We start from the raw sequence: 15,412 nt of genomic DNA, 5'->3' as shown, positions 1-15,412 counted from the left end.
TGGCGAGCGGAGGGCGGCGGTGGGGGCGGGGGCGCCGGGACGCCGGCATAGCCACCGATCTCCGTCGGCTTGGGGAACGATTCACTGGAGGTGCCCTTCAAGGCGCCGTCCATGGTGGACTTCCAGATGTCCGATGGCAGCCCCGAGCCGTAAACCGGTGCGCCCGAGGCGGTTACGAGTGGTACGTCGCCTTTCGCGGTGCCCACCCACACGGCCGTAGACAGCGACGGCGTGTATCCGACCATCCAGGCGTCCTTGTCGGCGGTGGTGTCACCCAGCTGCGTGGTGCCCGTCTTGGCCGCTGACGGCCTGCCGCCGGACAAGGAGTGGCCGCGCGAATAGCTCGCGATCGGCTCCATGGCCGCGGTGACGTTGTCGGCCACGGCCTTGGGGATGCGCTGCTCGCCATTGTTGTCGGACTTGCTCGCGTCGAAGAGCACCTGGCCCTCGGAGTTGACGACCTTCTGCACGAAATGCGGCCGGTGGTAGATGCCCGAGGCGGCCAGCGTGGCGTATGCCGAGGCCATGTCGATCACCCGGGTCTGGTACTGCCCCAGCACAATTCCGTTGTTGGGCGGCCCGCCTTTGCCGTCCTCGGACAGCGTGTGGTCCACGCCGGGGAAGCTGGTAGCGATGCCGGCCTGGTGCGCGGCGTCCGCGACGGCCTGCGGGCCGCCCTTGAGCTTGAGCATCAGCCGGTAGTAAGAGGTGTTCAGCGATTGCTTGAGCGCCTGAGCGATATTGCACGTTCCGCAGCCCTCGCCCTCGACGTTCGTGATCTTGATGCCGTCGACGGTCAGCGGCGAACTGTCGACCTGGTAACCCAGACCGATCCCCTGCTCGAGCGCGGCCACGAGTGCGAACACCTTGAACGACGAACCGGTCTGCAGCCCGGCCTGCGCGAAGTCGAAACCGTTGGCGTCCGTACCGCCGTAGTACGCGCGTATCGCGCCGTCGTGCGGGTCGATCGACACCACGGCCGACCGCATGTCGGGGTCTTGCCCGTCAAGGTATTTCGATACCGCCTTCTCGGCGGCCTGCTGGGCTTTCGGGTCGATGGTAGTGGTGACCTGGAGGCCCTGGGTGTTCAGAGTCCGCTCGTCGATGTTGAAGAGCTCCATCAACTCTTTGGTCACCTGGCGCTCGATCAGCCCGTCGGGTCCCGTCGTCTGGTTCTCCGCGCGGGCTTGGTCGGGCGGCACCGTCTGCGGGAACTCCTGCGCGGCACGGTCACCGGGCGACAGCGCCTTGGTCTCCACCATGCCGTCGAGCACCCAGCTCCAGCGAGCCCGGGCGCCCTGCGGATCGACGGCCGGGTCCAGCGACGACGGCCGCCGGATCAGCGCCGCCAGCAACGCTCCCTCCGAGACGGTCAACTGGTCGACGGGCTTGTTGAAGTAAGCCTTGGCGGCGGCGGAGATGCCGTAGGCACCCCGGCCGAAGTAGATGATGTTCAGGTAGGCCTGCAGCACATCGTCTTTCGACCACTCCCCCGACATCTTGGTGGCGATCACCAGTTCCTTGGCCTTGCGCATCAGGCCGCTGACGCCGTGTTGAGCCGAGCCGACCAGCGCGTTCTTCACGTATTGCTGGGTGATGGTCGACCCGCCCTGCAGGTCACCGTTGCCGAAGAGGTTGTTGTTCACCGCCCGGGCGAAGCCGCTGAAGTCGAACCCCGGGTTCGAGTAGAAATTGCGGTCTTCGGCGGCGATCACCGCCTGGCGCACGTGAACCGGCACCTGGTTGATGTTGACGTCAACCCGATTGCCTTCGGGCGGAATGATTTTGGCGATCTCTGACCCGTCGCTGGCCAGGATGGTGGAGACCTGGTTGGTGCGCAAATCGCCCGGCTTCGGGATATCGACGATGAAATACGCCATGGTGAACGTGACGATCGGCAACAGCACGAGCACCGCCGCCGACAGGTAGGCCGCTCGCCGCACCCACAACCAGTTGATCTGCTGGGTCCAGTGGACGTCACGCGGCGGCCGGGGCCCGAAGCCGTCCGGGCCACCGCGGCGACCCCCCGGCCCGGGCGGCGGTGGCGGCCCTTCCGGCGGACGGCCTCCCGCCTTCGGCCGGTCCCGGCGCGGCGACGTTCGGCTGTCCAGCGCCGCCTTGACCTCCTCGAGCGCATCACGCTGCATGGGAGTAGACGAAGGGCTGTCCAGCGCGGCTTTGACTTCCTCGATGCGGGGATCGGGCCGCCGGGGCGACCGGTCATCGACAACCGGCGGAAGAATCGTGGTCAGCCGGTCATCGGGCGGAACGCCACGGCGTTGGCCGGCCGCCGACGGCGCGCCACGCGGGCGCTCGCCGCTTCCATGTTTTCCCACCCGCTCAGTCGCCGACCCATCCGCGTCGCCGGACGACTGGTTGTGGGGTCCGTCGTTATTCAATGGCCGTGCGCGCGCCGTTTCGCGCCGTCCGCGTACCGCGGGTGCCCTTGGGTGGGCGCGCCGCTCCGAGCACGTACGACTTGACCAGATGATTCCACTCGCAGGTCCGGCATACCTCCACCACGTGGACAGCGAACTCCTCGAAGCGACTCGCCAGCAAAACCAACTCTTCGGCCGTACGTGCCGAGCCCGATACCGGGCCGAGGTGTTCGCCGAACACCCACGACACCAGTGTCAGCTGCTCCTTACGGCAGATCGGGCACATGACCTGACTCGGTTTCCCGTGAAACTTGGCGGCGCGCAGCAGATAAGGGTTCGCGTCACACACTTCGGACACGCCCGTGCGGCCCGAGTACACCTCGGCCAGCAGTGCTCGCCGCCGGAGCGCGTAGTCCACCACTTGTCGCTGCAGTCGCACGCCCACCAGAGTACGTCGCCATCCGGACCACCGATACGCAACCAAAGCTGTGGCGGCCCGAGCCGAGTAAAGGCGGGCGCATTCTGTGCCGGACCAGGCCCGGACTCTACGATCATCCCCGTGGCGAGATGGCTCGGGACGTCGCTGGGCGGCGGGGTGGCGGCAAGCACCCGCGCCAAAGACATCAATCGGCAGGACGCCTGCAGGATTCTCGACAACGCCCTGACCGACGGCGAGCTCTCCATGGAGGAGCATCGGGAACGGGTCAGCGCGGCCACCAACGCGGTCACGCTCGGCGATCTGCAGGCCCTGGTGACCGACCTGCAAACCGACAGCAGCGCGCTTCCGACGCCTGTCGCCAAGGCCCGGCCGGTGCCGCCGAAGCTCCGCGGTTGGGGGACGCTCGCCGCCGCATTGGTCGTCTCGGTGCTATTTGGCGTCGGCATCGGGTGGGGCATCTACGGCAACACCAAATCGCCGCTGGACTTCACCACCGACCCCGGAGCCAAGCCCGACGGCGTCGGCCCCGTGGTGCTGACACCGCCCACCCAACTGCATTCGGTGGGCGGGCTGACCGGCCTGATCGAGCAAACACGCAAACGGTTCGGCGACGCCGTGGGATATCGACTCGTGATCTACCCGACCTACGCGGTCCTCGACCGGCCGGACCCCTCAGACGATCGCCGGGTGCTGGCCTACACCTACCGCGGGGGCTGGGGCGACCCGAGCAGCTCGGCCAAAAGCTCCGCGGATGCTCCCCTTGCGGTTGACCTGAGCAAGTTCGACGTCACGGCGACCGTGGGCATCATGCGCGGCGCCCCGCAGACCCTCCACATGAAGCCGTCGGACGTCAAAACCGAGTACCTGAACATCGAACCGGCGACGGACCCGACGACCCCGGGCGCGCTCTCGCTATCGCTGTATGTCTCCAGCGACTACGGTGGTGGCTACATCGTCTTCGCAGGTGACGGCACCGTCAAGCAGCTCAGCTTGCCGTCGTAGCCGGGCGCGATTCGATTCGGCGCACCCGAACAAATAGCGGACGAACATTCGGTGGTGTTGTGGCGAATATATCGAGACGATACGATTACGCGAGGCGTCGAACCGTCGTAACCAACCATGCAAAGGGGGTGATTCGATGCTCGAGCTCGCCATCCTGGGTCTTCTCATCGAATCGCCGATGCATGGTTACGAGTTGCGCAAACGGCTGACCGGCCTCCTCGGCGCGTTTCGTGCGTTCTCGTACGGTTCGCTGTACCCCGCCCTCCGGCGGATGCAGGCCGAAGGGTTGATCGCCGAGGACGCCGCCCCGACCGGAACGCCGGTTCGGCGTGCCCGGCGCGTCTACCAGCTAACTGACGAGGGCCGTCGGCGCTTCGGTGAGCTGGTGGCCGACACCGGCCCGCACAACTACACCGACGACGGCTTCGGGGTGCATTTGGCGTTCTTCAACCGGACTCCGGCGGAGGCGCGCATGCGCATCCTGGAAGGTCGCCGCCGTCAGGTCGAGGAGCGGCGGGAAGGCCTGCGCGAAGCCGTGGCGCGGGCCAGTAACTCGTTCGACCGCTACACCCGCCAACTTCACCAACTGGGGCTCGAGTCCAGTGAGCGGGAAGTGAAGTGGCTCAACGAGCTCATTGCTGCGGAGCGGGCGATGCCCGGCCTCTCCGAGCAGACGTAAAACCCCTGCACGAATTCGATCAGCTGCGACACAAGTTATGGAGTTAGGAGAACGCCCAATGAGTGACCAGAACGCGCCACAGGCGTCGACCGAGGTACGAGTCGCCATTGTCGGCGTCGGTAACTGCGCGTCTTCCCTGGTACAGGGCGTCGAGTACTACCAGAACGCCGACGAGAACAGCACCGTGCCCGGCCTGATGCACGTGAAGTTCGGCCAGTACCACGTGCGCGACGTCAAGTTCGTCGCGGCCTTCGACGTGGACGCCAAGAAGGTCGGCTTCGACCTGTCCGACGCGATCTTCGCCTCGGAGAACAACACGATCAAGATCGCCGACGTGCCGCCGACCAACGTGACGGTGCAGCGGGGCCCGACACTCGACGGCATCGGCAAGTACTACGCCGACACCATCGAGGTGTCCGACGCCGAGCCGGTCGACGTGGTCAAGGCGCTCAAGGAGAACAACGTCGACGTGCTGGTGTCCTACCTGCCGGTGGGCTCCGAGGAGGCCGACAAGTTCTACGCCCAGTGCGCCATCGACGCCGGCGTGGCGTTCGTCAACGCGCTGCCGGTGTTCATCGCCTCGGACCCGGTGTGGGCCAAGAAGTTCGCCGACGCGGGTGTGCCGATCGTGGGCGACGACATCAAGAGCCAGGTCGGCGCCACCATCACCCACCGGGTGATGGCCAAGCTGTTCGAGGACCGCGGTGTGCAACTGGACCGCACCATGCAGCTCAACGTCGGCGGCAACATGGACTTCCTCAACATGCTCGAGCGCGAGCGGCTGGAGTCCAAGAAGATCTCCAAGACGCAGGCCGTCACCTCCAACCTGCAACGCGAGTTCAAGACCAAAGACGTGCACATCGGCCCCTCCGACCACGTCGGCTGGCTCGACGACCGCAAGTGGGCGTACGTGCGACTGGAGGGCCGCGCCTTCGGCGACGTGCCGCTGAACCTGGAGTACAAGCTCGAGGTGTGGGACTCGCCGAACTCGGCGGGTGTCATCATCGACGCGGTGCGGGCGGCCAAGATCGCCAAGGACCGCGGCATTGGCGGTCCGGTGATCCCGGCGTCGGCCTACCTGATGAAGAGCCCGCCGCAACAGCTGCCCGACGACGTAGCGCGTACGCAGCTCGAAGAGTTCATCGAGGGCTGACCCCCTTCCACAGATCGTGCGGTGAGGTCGCTCCGGTGACCTCACCGCACATTCGTGCCTGCGGGTCTCGTTGTCACCCCAGCGTGACGCTCGGCGACCGCAGCCACGCTGGCGTGACGGTCGGTGCCGTGGCCGCTAGAGCGAATTCATCCCCGCGGCGCTGTGCGAGTGCTTAGCATCATCTCTCGATGACCGTGCAACCCGCCGCGTTCCTACGCACCACCCTCCCCCTGGACCTGTCCCGGCTGAAGGAGTTGGACAGCGGCCGGTACCACTCGATCTGGCTGCCCGACCACATGGTCAGCTTCTGGCCCGATTCCATCTGGACCCCCGAGTTCACCGACCTGGCCACCGCCTCCCCGTCGCCGCACCGCCACCTGGACGGCCTGGCGGTAGCCGCCGCGGCCGCCGTCCTGACGGAGAAGGTCCCGCTCGTCAGCGCAGTCGTCGACACCGTGCGCCGCCACCCCAGCATGCTGGCCCAGACGGCGCTCACGATCGACCACCTCGCCAAGGGGCGTTTCATCCTCGGCCTTGGCAGCGGCGAGAGCGAGAACACCCTGCCCTACGGCTTCGATTTCTCCCGGCCGGTCAGCCGCTTCGAGGAAGCCCTTAGGGTGATCCGGCTGCTCTGGGAGAGCGACGGCCCGGTCGATTTCGACGGACAGTTCTACTCGCTGCGCCATGCCCGGCTGGACACCGAACCCTACGCAGGCCGGCCACCGCAGATCTGGATCGGCGCAAGCGGCCCACGGATGCTGGATATCGCTGGCCGGCACGCGGACGGGTGGTGGCCGGCCGGCGCCTGGACACCGGAGCAATACGCCGAAATGCTCGCCGCGGTAAGGGAATCCGCCGAACGCGCCAGCCGCGATCCACAGTCGATCACACCATGCTTCATCCAGGTGTGTCTGATCGGCGCGGACGAGGACGCCCTCGCCGAGATCCTGCAAGCACCGCTGGTGAAGGCGTTCCTGCTGCAGGTATCGGCGGATACGTTGCGCGGCTTCGGATTCGAACACCCGATGGGTGATCGGTGGCGCGGATTCCAAGACATCGACCCCGCGGTGCTCACCCGCGAAAGGATTCTGGACTTCCTCGACAAGGCGCGGCCGGAGATGGTGCTCGCCGCCGTCCCGCACGGGACGCCGACGCAGGTTGCCAAGATCGTGAAGACATACGTCGACGCGGGACTGCGCGTCCCCAAGATCCTGGACTACGGCGCGATGGCCGGCCTGAGCCACGCCGCGGCTTCGGCCGCCAACGTGCGCGCCGCCGAAGACGAGCTGATGCGGCTGTGCGGGGAGCGGTCGTGACGGCGCCCCTGGACGCCGCCAGGCTGCTCGCCGACGCGGAGGCCGAAACCGGACTGTGCGACTACGGCGATCCCACCTTGCCGCAACGCTTCACCGTCGCGGTCGACCATCTCAACGGCCTCGGCATGAACACCGAGGGCCACCGCCAGGCGGCGCAGGTGTGTCGATGGTTGCTGACGTCGCGGCTGGAGTTCATCGAAGACCGCAACCGCTACCCGATCGCCGACGAGGTGATCGTCGGTCCGATGTTCGTCACAGGCGAACCCCGGTCGGGCACAACGCTCATGCACGCGCTGATGTCCGTTGATCCGCGTGCTCGGGCGCTGCGCTTCTGGGAGGTGATGTATCCGTCACCGCCGCCGGGTCTGGCAGATCCCGATGACGACCGCAGAGAGTGGGCCGACGCGGACTGGCGCGAGATCAACGCGAAGATGCCCAAGTGGCTGCACAGCCACCCGTACAACGACATGCTGGGCGACGGTCTGCCTGAGGACGAGCGCACCTGGGCGTTCGACTTCCGGGTGATGACGCCCACCGCCTGGTGGCGCGTGCCGATGCAGTCTCTGGTCGGCGGCCTGGCCACCGATCCCGCGGCGCAATACCGGCTGCACAAGGCCATGCTGCAGCAGCTGCAATATTGCCGTCCCCGAAAGTACTGGGTGCTTAAGGGATTTCACGGTTTCCGCCTCAAGGAACTCTTCGACACCTATCCCGACGCGCACCTGGTGTGGCTGCACCGCGACCCCGTCCAAGTCGCCGCGTCGCGCACCATGATGATGGCCGACATCGCCGAAGGCATCGTCGGTCCGGTCGACCTGCACGCCGAAGCGAAGAAGCACCTCGAGATGACCCGCGCCAGCATCGCCAACACGATGAGCAATCCGTTGGTCGACGATCCCCGTATCCTGCACGTGCGCTACGCCGACTTCGTCGCCGACCACATCGGCACCGTCCGGCGCTACTACGAGTTCTGCGGTCGCGAACTGTCGGACGACGCCGCATCGGCGATGCGCGCGTACCTGGCCAACAATCGTGGCGACCGCTACGGCAAATTCACCTACTCCACCCAACTGCTGACCGACATCGGCGAGGACCTGGATGCGCTGCACGCGGAATTCCGGCCATTCCGAGAACGATTCGGTGTCGCCATCGAGAACCGCGCCTGACATGACCGGCCCACACCAGCGTCTGTCGGTGCACAACGTCACCTTCCAAGGTGAGTCGCTGGCCGAACTGGAAGCTCATTGGGCAGCGCTCGGGGTCTCCCGGCTGAGCATCCTGGACAGCCAACTTCTCGAGCCGTGCTTCCCAATGCTGTTGCACGGCAACGCTTATTCTGTGGAGGCCGTCTACCACCTGTTCGCCGGCGGCAGGCTGTCCAGCGACCCGCACGCCGCCCGCGAAGCGCTGTCCACCGTGATCGACGCCTCCGCCGCCGTCGGAGCCCGCACCGTTTACTTGTTGACCGGCGGGCGCGGTGACCTCGCCTGGGCGCAGGCCGCGGACCGATTCTGCACGATGATCGCTCCCTGCGCGGCGCAGGCCAAGGCGGCCGGGGTGGCGCTGGCCGTCGAGAACGCATCCAGCCTGTACGCCGACATCCACCTGGCCCACACCCTGCGCGACGCGGTCGTGCTGGCCGAGATGGGCGACCTCAGTCTGTGCATCGACGTGTTTCACTGTTGGGCGGAGGGGGATTTGGAGGCGATGGTGCAGCGGGCGCTACCGAGGACCGCGCTGATCCAGCTCAGCGACTATGTGCTCGGCGACCGGGCGCTGCCGGCCAGGGCGGTGCCCGGCGACGGCACGATCCCGCTCGAAAGCTTCGTCGCCCAAGCGCTCGCCGGCGGCTACCGCCACGGTTTCGACCTGGAACTGATCGGTCTCCGCATCGACCGGGAGGGACACCTGGAAGCCGCCCAGCGCGCATGTGACGTCGTCAGCGCGATGCTCGACAGGCTCGGTGCGTGAGCATGGCCTTCGGCGACGGGCCCGACGACGCGGCGCTGCAGCAGGCCTGGACGGACTTCTGTGAGCGACTGCAGCAAGCGGGCGAACAGGCCTTCAAGCAGGCCAACCCGGCGTCGGGCGTCCATCGGGTCGACGCCTACCGGTTCCTGACCCAAAACCTCGGCCAGGCCTTCGATCTCGCGCTCGAGACTCGCAACACCCGCTACCCGGCGCTGCACACCTTCTGTGGTCCGACCCGCAAGCTGGGCGGCGACTGTGCCGACTTCACCTACCAGCAGGCCTGGATCGACGGACAGTCGACGTATCGGCTCACCGGGACACGCGGCACCGCAAGGTTTTTCAACGTCACGGTGCAGGGTCCACGTACGCCGGGCCCGGGCGTGCTGCACGAACCGTTCGGGGACACACCGGAGACCAACCTGCTCGGTCATCAGCTCCAGGTCGGCGATGACGGGGAATTCGAGCTCTACATCGGCGGGCCCGAGCGCGGGCCCAATTGGCTGCCCACCACCACGGGGTCACGGAAGCTGTTCATCCGCCAGGGTTTCGACCGCTGGGAGGAGCTGCCCGCGCAGCTTCGCATCGAACGAATCGACATGGAATCCCCGAAACCGTTGCCCTCGCCTCCCGAGATGGTCGAGGCGATGCGCTGGGCCGGTGAGTTCGTCACGGGCCTGATGGCCGACTGGCCCGAGTTCCCCTTCACCTACGGCGGCGTCGACGCCAACCACCCCAACGCGTTCCCCCAAGTCGACGCGACCGACGCCGACGCCAGGCGCGGCCGGGCCGCCGCCAACATGTACTGGGAACTCGCGGACGACGAGGCGCTGATCGTCGAATTCGGCGCCCACGACGGGTTGTGGATGCTGACCAATATGGGCGTCTTTTTCAACAGCATGGATTACCTGTACCGGCCGGTGAGCTACACGCCGAGCCGCACCAAGACCGACGCCGACGGCCGCGTTCGTCTCGTCATGGCTCATCGTGATCCGGGCGTGCACAACTGGCTCGACACCCAGGGCTTTGCCTGCGGCAACCTGACCTATCGGCACATGCTCGAGGGCGAACCCGCCGCGCTGAGCACCCAGGTCGTCAAGCATGGCGAACTGCTCGCCGCCCTACCGGAGGACACAGCCATTGTGAGCCCCGCCGAGCGCACCGCCGCGATGTGGGAACGATTCCACGGCATTCGCCGTCGCTACGTCCTCTAGTCATGGCGACGACGCTGGTTCTAGGGCGGCGCCGCTAGTGTCTAGACCGTGGCCGATATCTCCGAAGACGCATTCGACGGGCTGAACGAGTTCTCGCTGCTATCCGAGAATGCCGAGCAAGCCGGCGTCACTGGCCCGCTGCCGGACGTGCGACGCGTGGAGGCGGGCGCCGGCGAGGCCAAGATCAGCGCCCTGCGCTGGGGCGGCACTCCCCCGCGGATCGTTTTTCTGCACGGCGGCGGGCAGAACGCGCACACCTGGGACACCGTCATCGTCGGCCTCGGCGAGCCCGCGCTGGCGGTGGACCTCCCCGGGCACGGCCATTCGGCATGGCGCGAGGACGGCGACTATTCGCCGCAGATCAACGCCGACGCCCTGTTGCCGGCGGTACGTGAGCACGCAGCGAGCGCCGATCTCGTCGTGGGCATGTCGCTGGGCGGGCTGACCGCGTTACGGCTGGCCGCCGTGGCGCCCGAACTCGTCAACGAACTCGTCTTGATCGACGTCACCCCGTCGGCGCTGCAGCGGCACTCGGAGATGACCAAGGAACAGCAGGGCACGGTCGCGTTGATGCACGGGGAACGCGAATTCCCCAGCTTCCAGGCCATGCTGGACCTGACGATCGCGGCGGCGCCACACCGCGAGGTAAAGGCGCTCCGCCGCGGCGTGTTTCACAACTCGCGCAGGCTGGACAACGGCAACTGGACGTGGCGCTACGACGCCATCCGCAAGTTCCCCGACTTCGACGTCCTGTGGGAGGACGTGGACCGGCTGTCCGCGCCGATCACCCTTATCCGCGGCGGCAAGTCGGGTTTCGTCAGCGACGACGACGCGGCCGAACTCAGCCGTCGCACAAAGCATTTCCGCGCGGCGCACGTCGTCGAGGATTCCGGCCATTCCGTGCAAAGCGACCAGCCCCTCGCCCTGATCGATCTGCTGCGCGGGGTGCTCGACGCGGGCTGAGCCTACGGTGGTCTCATGACCCCTGATCTCCCCATCCGCATCGGCGTGCAACTGCAGCCTCAGCACGCGCCGCAGTATCGCCAAATCCGGGACGCCGTGCGTCGCTGCGAGGACGTCGGCGTCGACATCGCCTTCAACTGGGACCACTTCTTCCCCCTCTACGGTGATCCCGACGGTGCGCATTTCGAATGCTGGACAATGCTCGGGGCGTGGGCCGAGCAGACATCGCGCATCCAGATCGGCGCGCTGGTCACGTGTAACTCGTACCGGAATCCCGAGCTGCTGGCCGACATGGCCCGCACGGTCGATCACATTTCCGGCGGCCGGCTCGTGCTCGGGATCGGCTCGGGGTGGAAGCAGAAGGACTACGACGAGTACGGCTACGAGTTCGGCACCGCAGGCAGCCGCCTCGACGACCTCGCGGGCGCGCTCCCCCGGATCAAGGCGCGACTGGCGAAACTGAACCCCTCGCCGACCCGCGACATCCCGGTCCTGATCGGCGGGGGCGGTGAGCGCAAGACGCTGCGGCTGGTTGCCGAATACGCCGACCTATGGCACAGCTTCACCTCCGCCGACGAGTTCCCGGCCAAGGCGGACGTCCTGGCCCGGCATTGCGCCGACGTCGGCCGCGACCCGGCGAGCATCGAACGCTCGGCCGCCGTGCAGGACCGCGGCGGCCTGATCGACAATGCCGAAAAACTCTTCGGCCTCGGAGTCACGCTGCTGACCGTCGCGTGCGACGGACCGGAGTACAACCTGGGCGCCGCGGAAGCGCTGTGCCGGTGGCGGGATAGTCGTTAAACCCGTCCCCGACCATTTATTGGTGAAACACCGGAAAATACGAGCCCACTCGTGAGAAACTTCTCGCGCTGATGGCCGCACCGGGTTTGAAAGAGACTCAAGGACGAAATGCCGAAGAAATACGGGGTCAAAGAAAAGGACCTGGTTGTTTCGCACATCCTTCACCTCTTGCTCACGGGGAAGTTGCGCACCGGCGACCGCGTCGATCGCAATGAGATCGCGCTGGGACTGGGTGTAAGCCGCGTCCCAATTCAAGAGGCGCTGGTGCAACTCGAACACGACGGCATCGTCTCCACCCGCTATCACCGCGGCGCGTTCGTGGAGCGGTTCGACGAAGCTACCGTCCTCGAGCATCATGAGCTCGAGGGTCTGCTCAACGGCATCGCGTCCGCGCGCGCGGCCACCAGTCCGACGCCGCGGATCCTGGGGCAACTCGACGCCTTCATGCGATCGCTACGCACCGCGAAGGATTCGCGGGCCTTCTGCGACATCGCCGCCGAGTACCGGCGCACCATCAACGACGAATACGCCGGGCCGCGCCTGCACGCGACGATCCGCGCCTCGCAAAACCTGGTTCCCCGGGTGTTCTGGCTGATTTATCAGGGCAGCCGCGAAGAGATGCTTCCGTTCTACGAAGACGAGACTTCCGCGATCAACCGGCGCGACCCCGAGGCCGCACGGGCCGCGTGCGTGGGCCGCTCCTACCTGATGGCCCAGACCATGCTGGCCGAACTTTCCCGGCGCAGGGTGTTCACCGCTCCCGACGACGTGAGCCCGGTCGTGCCCGCACCGCTCGAGGTGCTCGTCGACGCCGAAGCCGTGGGCGTCGAGCCGTCGCTGGCGCTGTAGGGCACGCTCACCCCACGAAGCCGCCGCCCTGTCGATACGGTGGCAGGGATGAATGCGCGCGTGGACCGGCGCACCCAGCGCCGCGCAAGGCTGTTCGGACTGGCCGCGACGACGGTGCTGGTGTGCGGCATGGCATTAGGCGGGCCGGCCGCGCCCGCGGCCGCCGACTGGAATCAATGCGCGCCGGCCGGCTTGGAGAGCGCAAGGGCCCTGCCTAAGGATCTGACCGAGAGCCAGCCCACCCCCCAGGAAGATCGGGACACGACACCATCGGTCGAACCGCTCACCGCGGTTGACGTCGGAGCGCTCGGGCTCGGCACGCCGGGTGTGCTGACGGTGGGCACGCTGTCGGACGCCCCGCCCAACATCTGCATCAATCCCACCGGCGAATTCAGCGGCTTCGACAACCTCCTGCTGCGCGCCATCGCCGACAAGCTGCACCTGCAGTTGCGCTTCGTCAGCACCGACTTCTCCGCGTTGCTGGCCCAGGTGGCGTCCCGGCGCTTCGACGTCGGATCGGCGTCGGTGAAAGCCACCGACCAACGCCGTCACACCGTCGCTTTCACCAACGGCTACGACTTCGGCTTCTACTCTTTGGTGGTGCCGCCCGGCTCGCCGATCCACAAGTTCGGCGACCTGGCCGCCGGTCAGCGCATCGGCGTAGTCCAGGGCACTGTCGAGGAGTCGTACGTCGTCGACACCCTGCATCTGCAGCCGGTGAAGTATCCCGGCTTCGCCACCCTGTACGCCAGCCTCAAGACCCGCCAGATTGATGCGTGGGTGGCGCCCGGAACGCTTGCCTCGACCGTCGTTCGGCCGGGTGATCCCGCGGTGACCGTCGCGAACACTTTCAGCCCAGGCAATTTCGTGGCTTACGCCGTCGCCAAGGAGAACAAGCCGCTAATCGATGCGCTGAATTCCGGGCTGGACGCGGTGATCGCCGACGGCACGTGGGCCAAGCTGTACTGCGACTGGGTACCGCGCACGCTCCCACCCGGATGGAAGCCTGGATCGAAAGCGGCGCCGGCCCCGAGCCTGCCGGATTTCGCCGCGATGGTCGCAAGCCAGCACCGCGCGCCGACAGGCCCGGCCGCGCCCAAATCGGCGCTGGCCCAGTTGCGCGATTCGTTCTTTGACTGGGACATGTACCGCCGAGCCATCCCCGTTCTGTTCACGACGGGGCTGCCGAACACCTTGATCCTGACCAACTGCGCCATCGTGATCGGGTTGGCGTTGGGGATGGTGCTGGCAATGGCGGGCATCTCACATCGGCGCTGGCTGCGCTGGCCGGCACGGGTATACACCGATATCTTCCGCGGCCTGCCCGAAGTGGTGATCATCCTGCTGATCGGAATGGGCGTCGGTCCATTGGTCGGCGGACTGACGAACAAGAACCCTTACCCCTTGGGAATTGCAGCGCTTGGGTTGATGGCCGCCGCCTACATCGGCGAAATCCTGCGCTCCGGAATACAAAGCGTGGACCCCGGCCAGTTGGAGGCCTCCCGCGCGCTGGGCTTCAGCTACACGACCGCGATGCGACTGGTGGTGGTGCCGCAGGGAATACGGCGGGTATTGCCGGCACTGGTCAACCAGTTCATCGGGTTGTTGAAGGCATCCGCGTTGGTGTACTTCCTCGGCCTGATCGCCGATCAACGGGAGCTCTTTCAGGTGGGCCGGGATTTGAATGCCCAGACCGGAAGCCTCTCACCGTTGGTGGCCGCCGGCCTCTTCTATCTGATACTGACCATCCCGTTAACGCATTTGGTGAATTACATCGACGCGCGCCTGCGCCGCGGCCGGGGCGCCCCCGACCTCGACGACAATGCGGAGATGCTGGCCACGAAGTTCGGCCAGGAGATCACGTGAGTGTCCCGAGCCGTCGGTCGGTTTCTTTGGCCGCCAAGGATCTTCACCAGACCCTGGGCGGGAACAAGGTGCTGCGTGGCGTCGATTTCGAGGCTCCGGCGGGCACCACCATCGCCGTCATCGGACCGTCCGGCTCGGGCAAGTCGACGCTGCTGCGCACCTTGAACCGGTTGTACGAACCCGATAGCGGCGACATCCTGCTGGACGGTCGATCGGTGTTACGCGACGATCCCAACGAGCTACGACAGCGCATCGGCATGGTGTTTCAGCATTTCAACCTCTTCCCCCATCTGAGCGTGCTGAAGAACGTTGCGATGGCCCCGCGCAAGTTGCGCCACCTGCCGCCCGGCGAGGCCCGCGACCTGGCGCTGAACCAATTGGAGCGAGTTGGCCTGAAGCACAAGGCCGATGCCCGGCCCGGCATGCTGTCCGGAGGGCAACAACAACGGGTCGCCATCGCCCGCGCGCTGGCCATGGCTCCCCAGGTGATGTTCTTCGACGAGGCGACTTCGGCGCTGGATCCGGAAACGGTCAAAGGGATTCTGCAACTCATCGCCGACCTCGGCGCCGACGGCATGACGATGATCGTCGTCACCCATGAAATGGGCTTCGCCCGCTCGGCATCCAACGCCGTTGTGTTCATGGATCGCGGCAAGGTGGTGGAATCCGGGCCTCCGGAGCAGATTTTCGAAGCCGCGCAGACCGAACGGCTACAGCGATTCCTGTCCCAAGTACTTTGACTACCCCACTGCTACTAATTACTCGGCTTAGCTAGCTTGTACGT

14 protein-coding genes are annotated in these 15,412 nt (G+C 66.4%); 12 read left to right on the top strand and 2 right to left on the bottom strand.

Going from position 1 to position 15,412, the window contains the following annotated elements; genetic code table 11:
• Both A5773_RS12060 and A5773_RS12055 read right to left on the bottom strand, forming a co-directional pair.
• The coding region (locus A5773_RS12060) for a transglycosylase domain-containing protein (RefSeq protein WP_369817355.1) at positions 1-2,399 on the bottom strand (2,399 nt) is incomplete at its 3' end.
• The gene (locus tag A5773_RS12055; protein WP_066951343.1) at positions 2,392-2,817 is read right to left on the bottom strand and encodes a DUF5318 family protein; all 426 of its coding nucleotides are present in this window, start codon (positions 2,815-2,817) and stop codon (positions 2,392-2,394) included. The genes A5773_RS12055 and A5773_RS12060, both read right to left, overlap by 8 nt.
• Before the next feature lie 120 nt (positions 2,818-2,937).
• Between A5773_RS12055 and A5773_RS12050 the strand changes: the two genes are divergently transcribed.
• The 12 genes from A5773_RS12050 (at position 2,938) to A5773_RS11995 (ending at position 15,368) form a co-directional block, all read left to right on the top strand.
• Positions 2,938-3,819, top strand: a complete 882-nt coding sequence (locus A5773_RS12050) for a DUF1707 domain-containing protein (protein ID WP_066950865.1) — start codon at positions 2,938-2,940, stop codon at positions 3,817-3,819.
• Between the two features lie 136 nt (positions 3,820-3,955).
• The gene (locus tag A5773_RS12045; RefSeq protein WP_066950869.1) at positions 3,956-4,498 is read left to right on the top strand and encodes a PadR family transcriptional regulator; all 543 of its coding nucleotides are present in this window, start codon (positions 3,956-3,958) and stop codon (positions 4,496-4,498) included.
• A gap of 58 nt (positions 4,499-4,556) precedes the next feature.
• Complete coding sequence (locus A5773_RS12040; protein ID WP_066950872.1) at positions 4,557-5,651, top strand: inositol-3-phosphate synthase; 1,095 nt, start codon at positions 4,557-4,559, stop codon at positions 5,649-5,651.
• 188 nt (positions 5,652-5,839) lie between these two features.
• Positions 5,840-6,967, top strand: a complete 1,128-nt coding sequence (locus A5773_RS12035) for an LLM class flavin-dependent oxidoreductase (protein WP_066950875.1) — start codon at positions 5,840-5,842, stop codon at positions 6,965-6,967.
• Positions 6,964-8,133 carry a sulfotransferase gene (locus A5773_RS12030; RefSeq protein WP_066951353.1) on the top strand — a complete coding sequence of 390 codons (1,170 nt, stop codon included), beginning with the start codon at positions 6,964-6,966 and terminating at the stop codon, positions 8,131-8,133. The genes A5773_RS12035 and A5773_RS12030 overlap by 4 nt, the downstream gene beginning before the upstream one ends.
• Position 8,134: 1 nt before the next feature.
• Positions 8,135-8,938, top strand: a complete 804-nt coding sequence (locus tag A5773_RS12025; protein ID WP_066950878.1) for a sugar phosphate isomerase/epimerase — start codon at positions 8,135-8,137, stop codon at positions 8,936-8,938.
• A gap of 2 nt (positions 8,939-8,940) precedes the next feature.
• Positions 8,941-10,149, top strand: coding sequence for a DUF1214 domain-containing protein (locus tag A5773_RS12020; protein ID WP_066950881.1), 1,209 nt, complete (start codon positions 8,941-8,943; stop codon positions 10,147-10,149).
• 48 nt (positions 10,150-10,197) lie between these two features.
• Positions 10,198-11,112, top strand: a complete 915-nt coding sequence (locus A5773_RS12015; protein WP_066950884.1) for an alpha/beta fold hydrolase — start codon at positions 10,198-10,200, stop codon at positions 11,110-11,112.
• A 15-nt stretch (positions 11,113-11,127) separates the two neighbouring features.
• Positions 11,128-11,913 (top strand): LLM class F420-dependent oxidoreductase, encoded by a 786-nt coding sequence (locus tag A5773_RS12010; protein ID WP_066950887.1) that lies wholly within the window; start codon positions 11,128-11,130, stop codon positions 11,911-11,913.
• 108 nt (positions 11,914-12,021) lie between these two features.
• Entirely contained in the window at positions 12,022-12,762 is a 741-nt protein-coding gene (locus A5773_RS12005) for a GntR family transcriptional regulator (RefSeq protein ID WP_066950891.1), read from the top strand.
• A gap of 48 nt (positions 12,763-12,810) precedes the next feature.
• Positions 12,811-14,628 carry an ABC transporter substrate-binding protein/permease gene (locus A5773_RS12000; protein WP_066950894.1) on the top strand — a complete coding sequence of 606 codons (1,818 nt, stop codon included), beginning with the start codon at positions 12,811-12,813 and terminating at the stop codon, positions 14,626-14,628.
• On the top strand, positions 14,625-15,368 hold the full coding sequence (locus A5773_RS11995; RefSeq protein ID WP_066950898.1) for an amino acid ABC transporter ATP-binding protein: 744 nt from the start codon (positions 14,625-14,627) through the stop codon (positions 15,366-15,368). Before A5773_RS12000 ends, A5773_RS11995 begins: the two co-directional genes overlap by 4 nt.
• The last annotated feature ends 44 nt before the right edge of the window (positions 15,369-15,412 follow it).

Origin of the sequence: Mycobacterium sp. 852014-52450_SCH5900713 (assembly GCF_001667075.1) — a bacterium.
In the GTDB taxonomy this organism is placed as follows: Bacteria; Actinomycetota; Actinomycetes; order Mycobacteriales; family Mycobacteriaceae; genus Mycobacterium.
Note: the sequence above shows the minus strand (reverse complement) of the source record. Positions and strands in the feature narration are given on the sequence as shown.

Coding starts and splice junctions, on each gene's coding strand:
- A5773_RS12045 (WP_066950869.1), top strand. CDS start 3,956: ATGCTCGAGCTCGCCATCCTGGGTCTTCTCATCGAATCGCCGATGCAT.
- A5773_RS12035 (WP_066950875.1), top strand. CDS start 5,840: ATGACCGTGCAACCCGCCGCGTTCCTACGCACCACCCTCCCCCTGGAC.
- A5773_RS12000 (WP_066950894.1), top strand. CDS start 12,811: ATGAATGCGCGCGTGGACCGGCGCACCCAGCGCCGCGCAAGGCTGTTC.
- A5773_RS12020 (WP_066950881.1), top strand. CDS start 8,941: ATGGCCTTCGGCGACGGGCCCGACGACGCGGCGCTGCAGCAGGCCTGG.
- A5773_RS12010 (WP_066950887.1), top strand. CDS start 11,128: ATGACCCCTGATCTCCCCATCCGCATCGGCGTGCAACTGCAGCCTCAG.
- A5773_RS12025 (WP_066950878.1), top strand. CDS start 8,135: ATGACCGGCCCACACCAGCGTCTGTCGGTGCACAACGTCACCTTCCAA.
- A5773_RS12040 (WP_066950872.1), top strand. CDS start 4,557: ATGAGTGACCAGAACGCGCCACAGGCGTCGACCGAGGTACGAGTCGCC.
- A5773_RS12005 (WP_066950891.1), top strand. CDS start 12,022: ATGCCGAAGAAATACGGGGTCAAAGAAAAGGACCTGGTTGTTTCGCAC.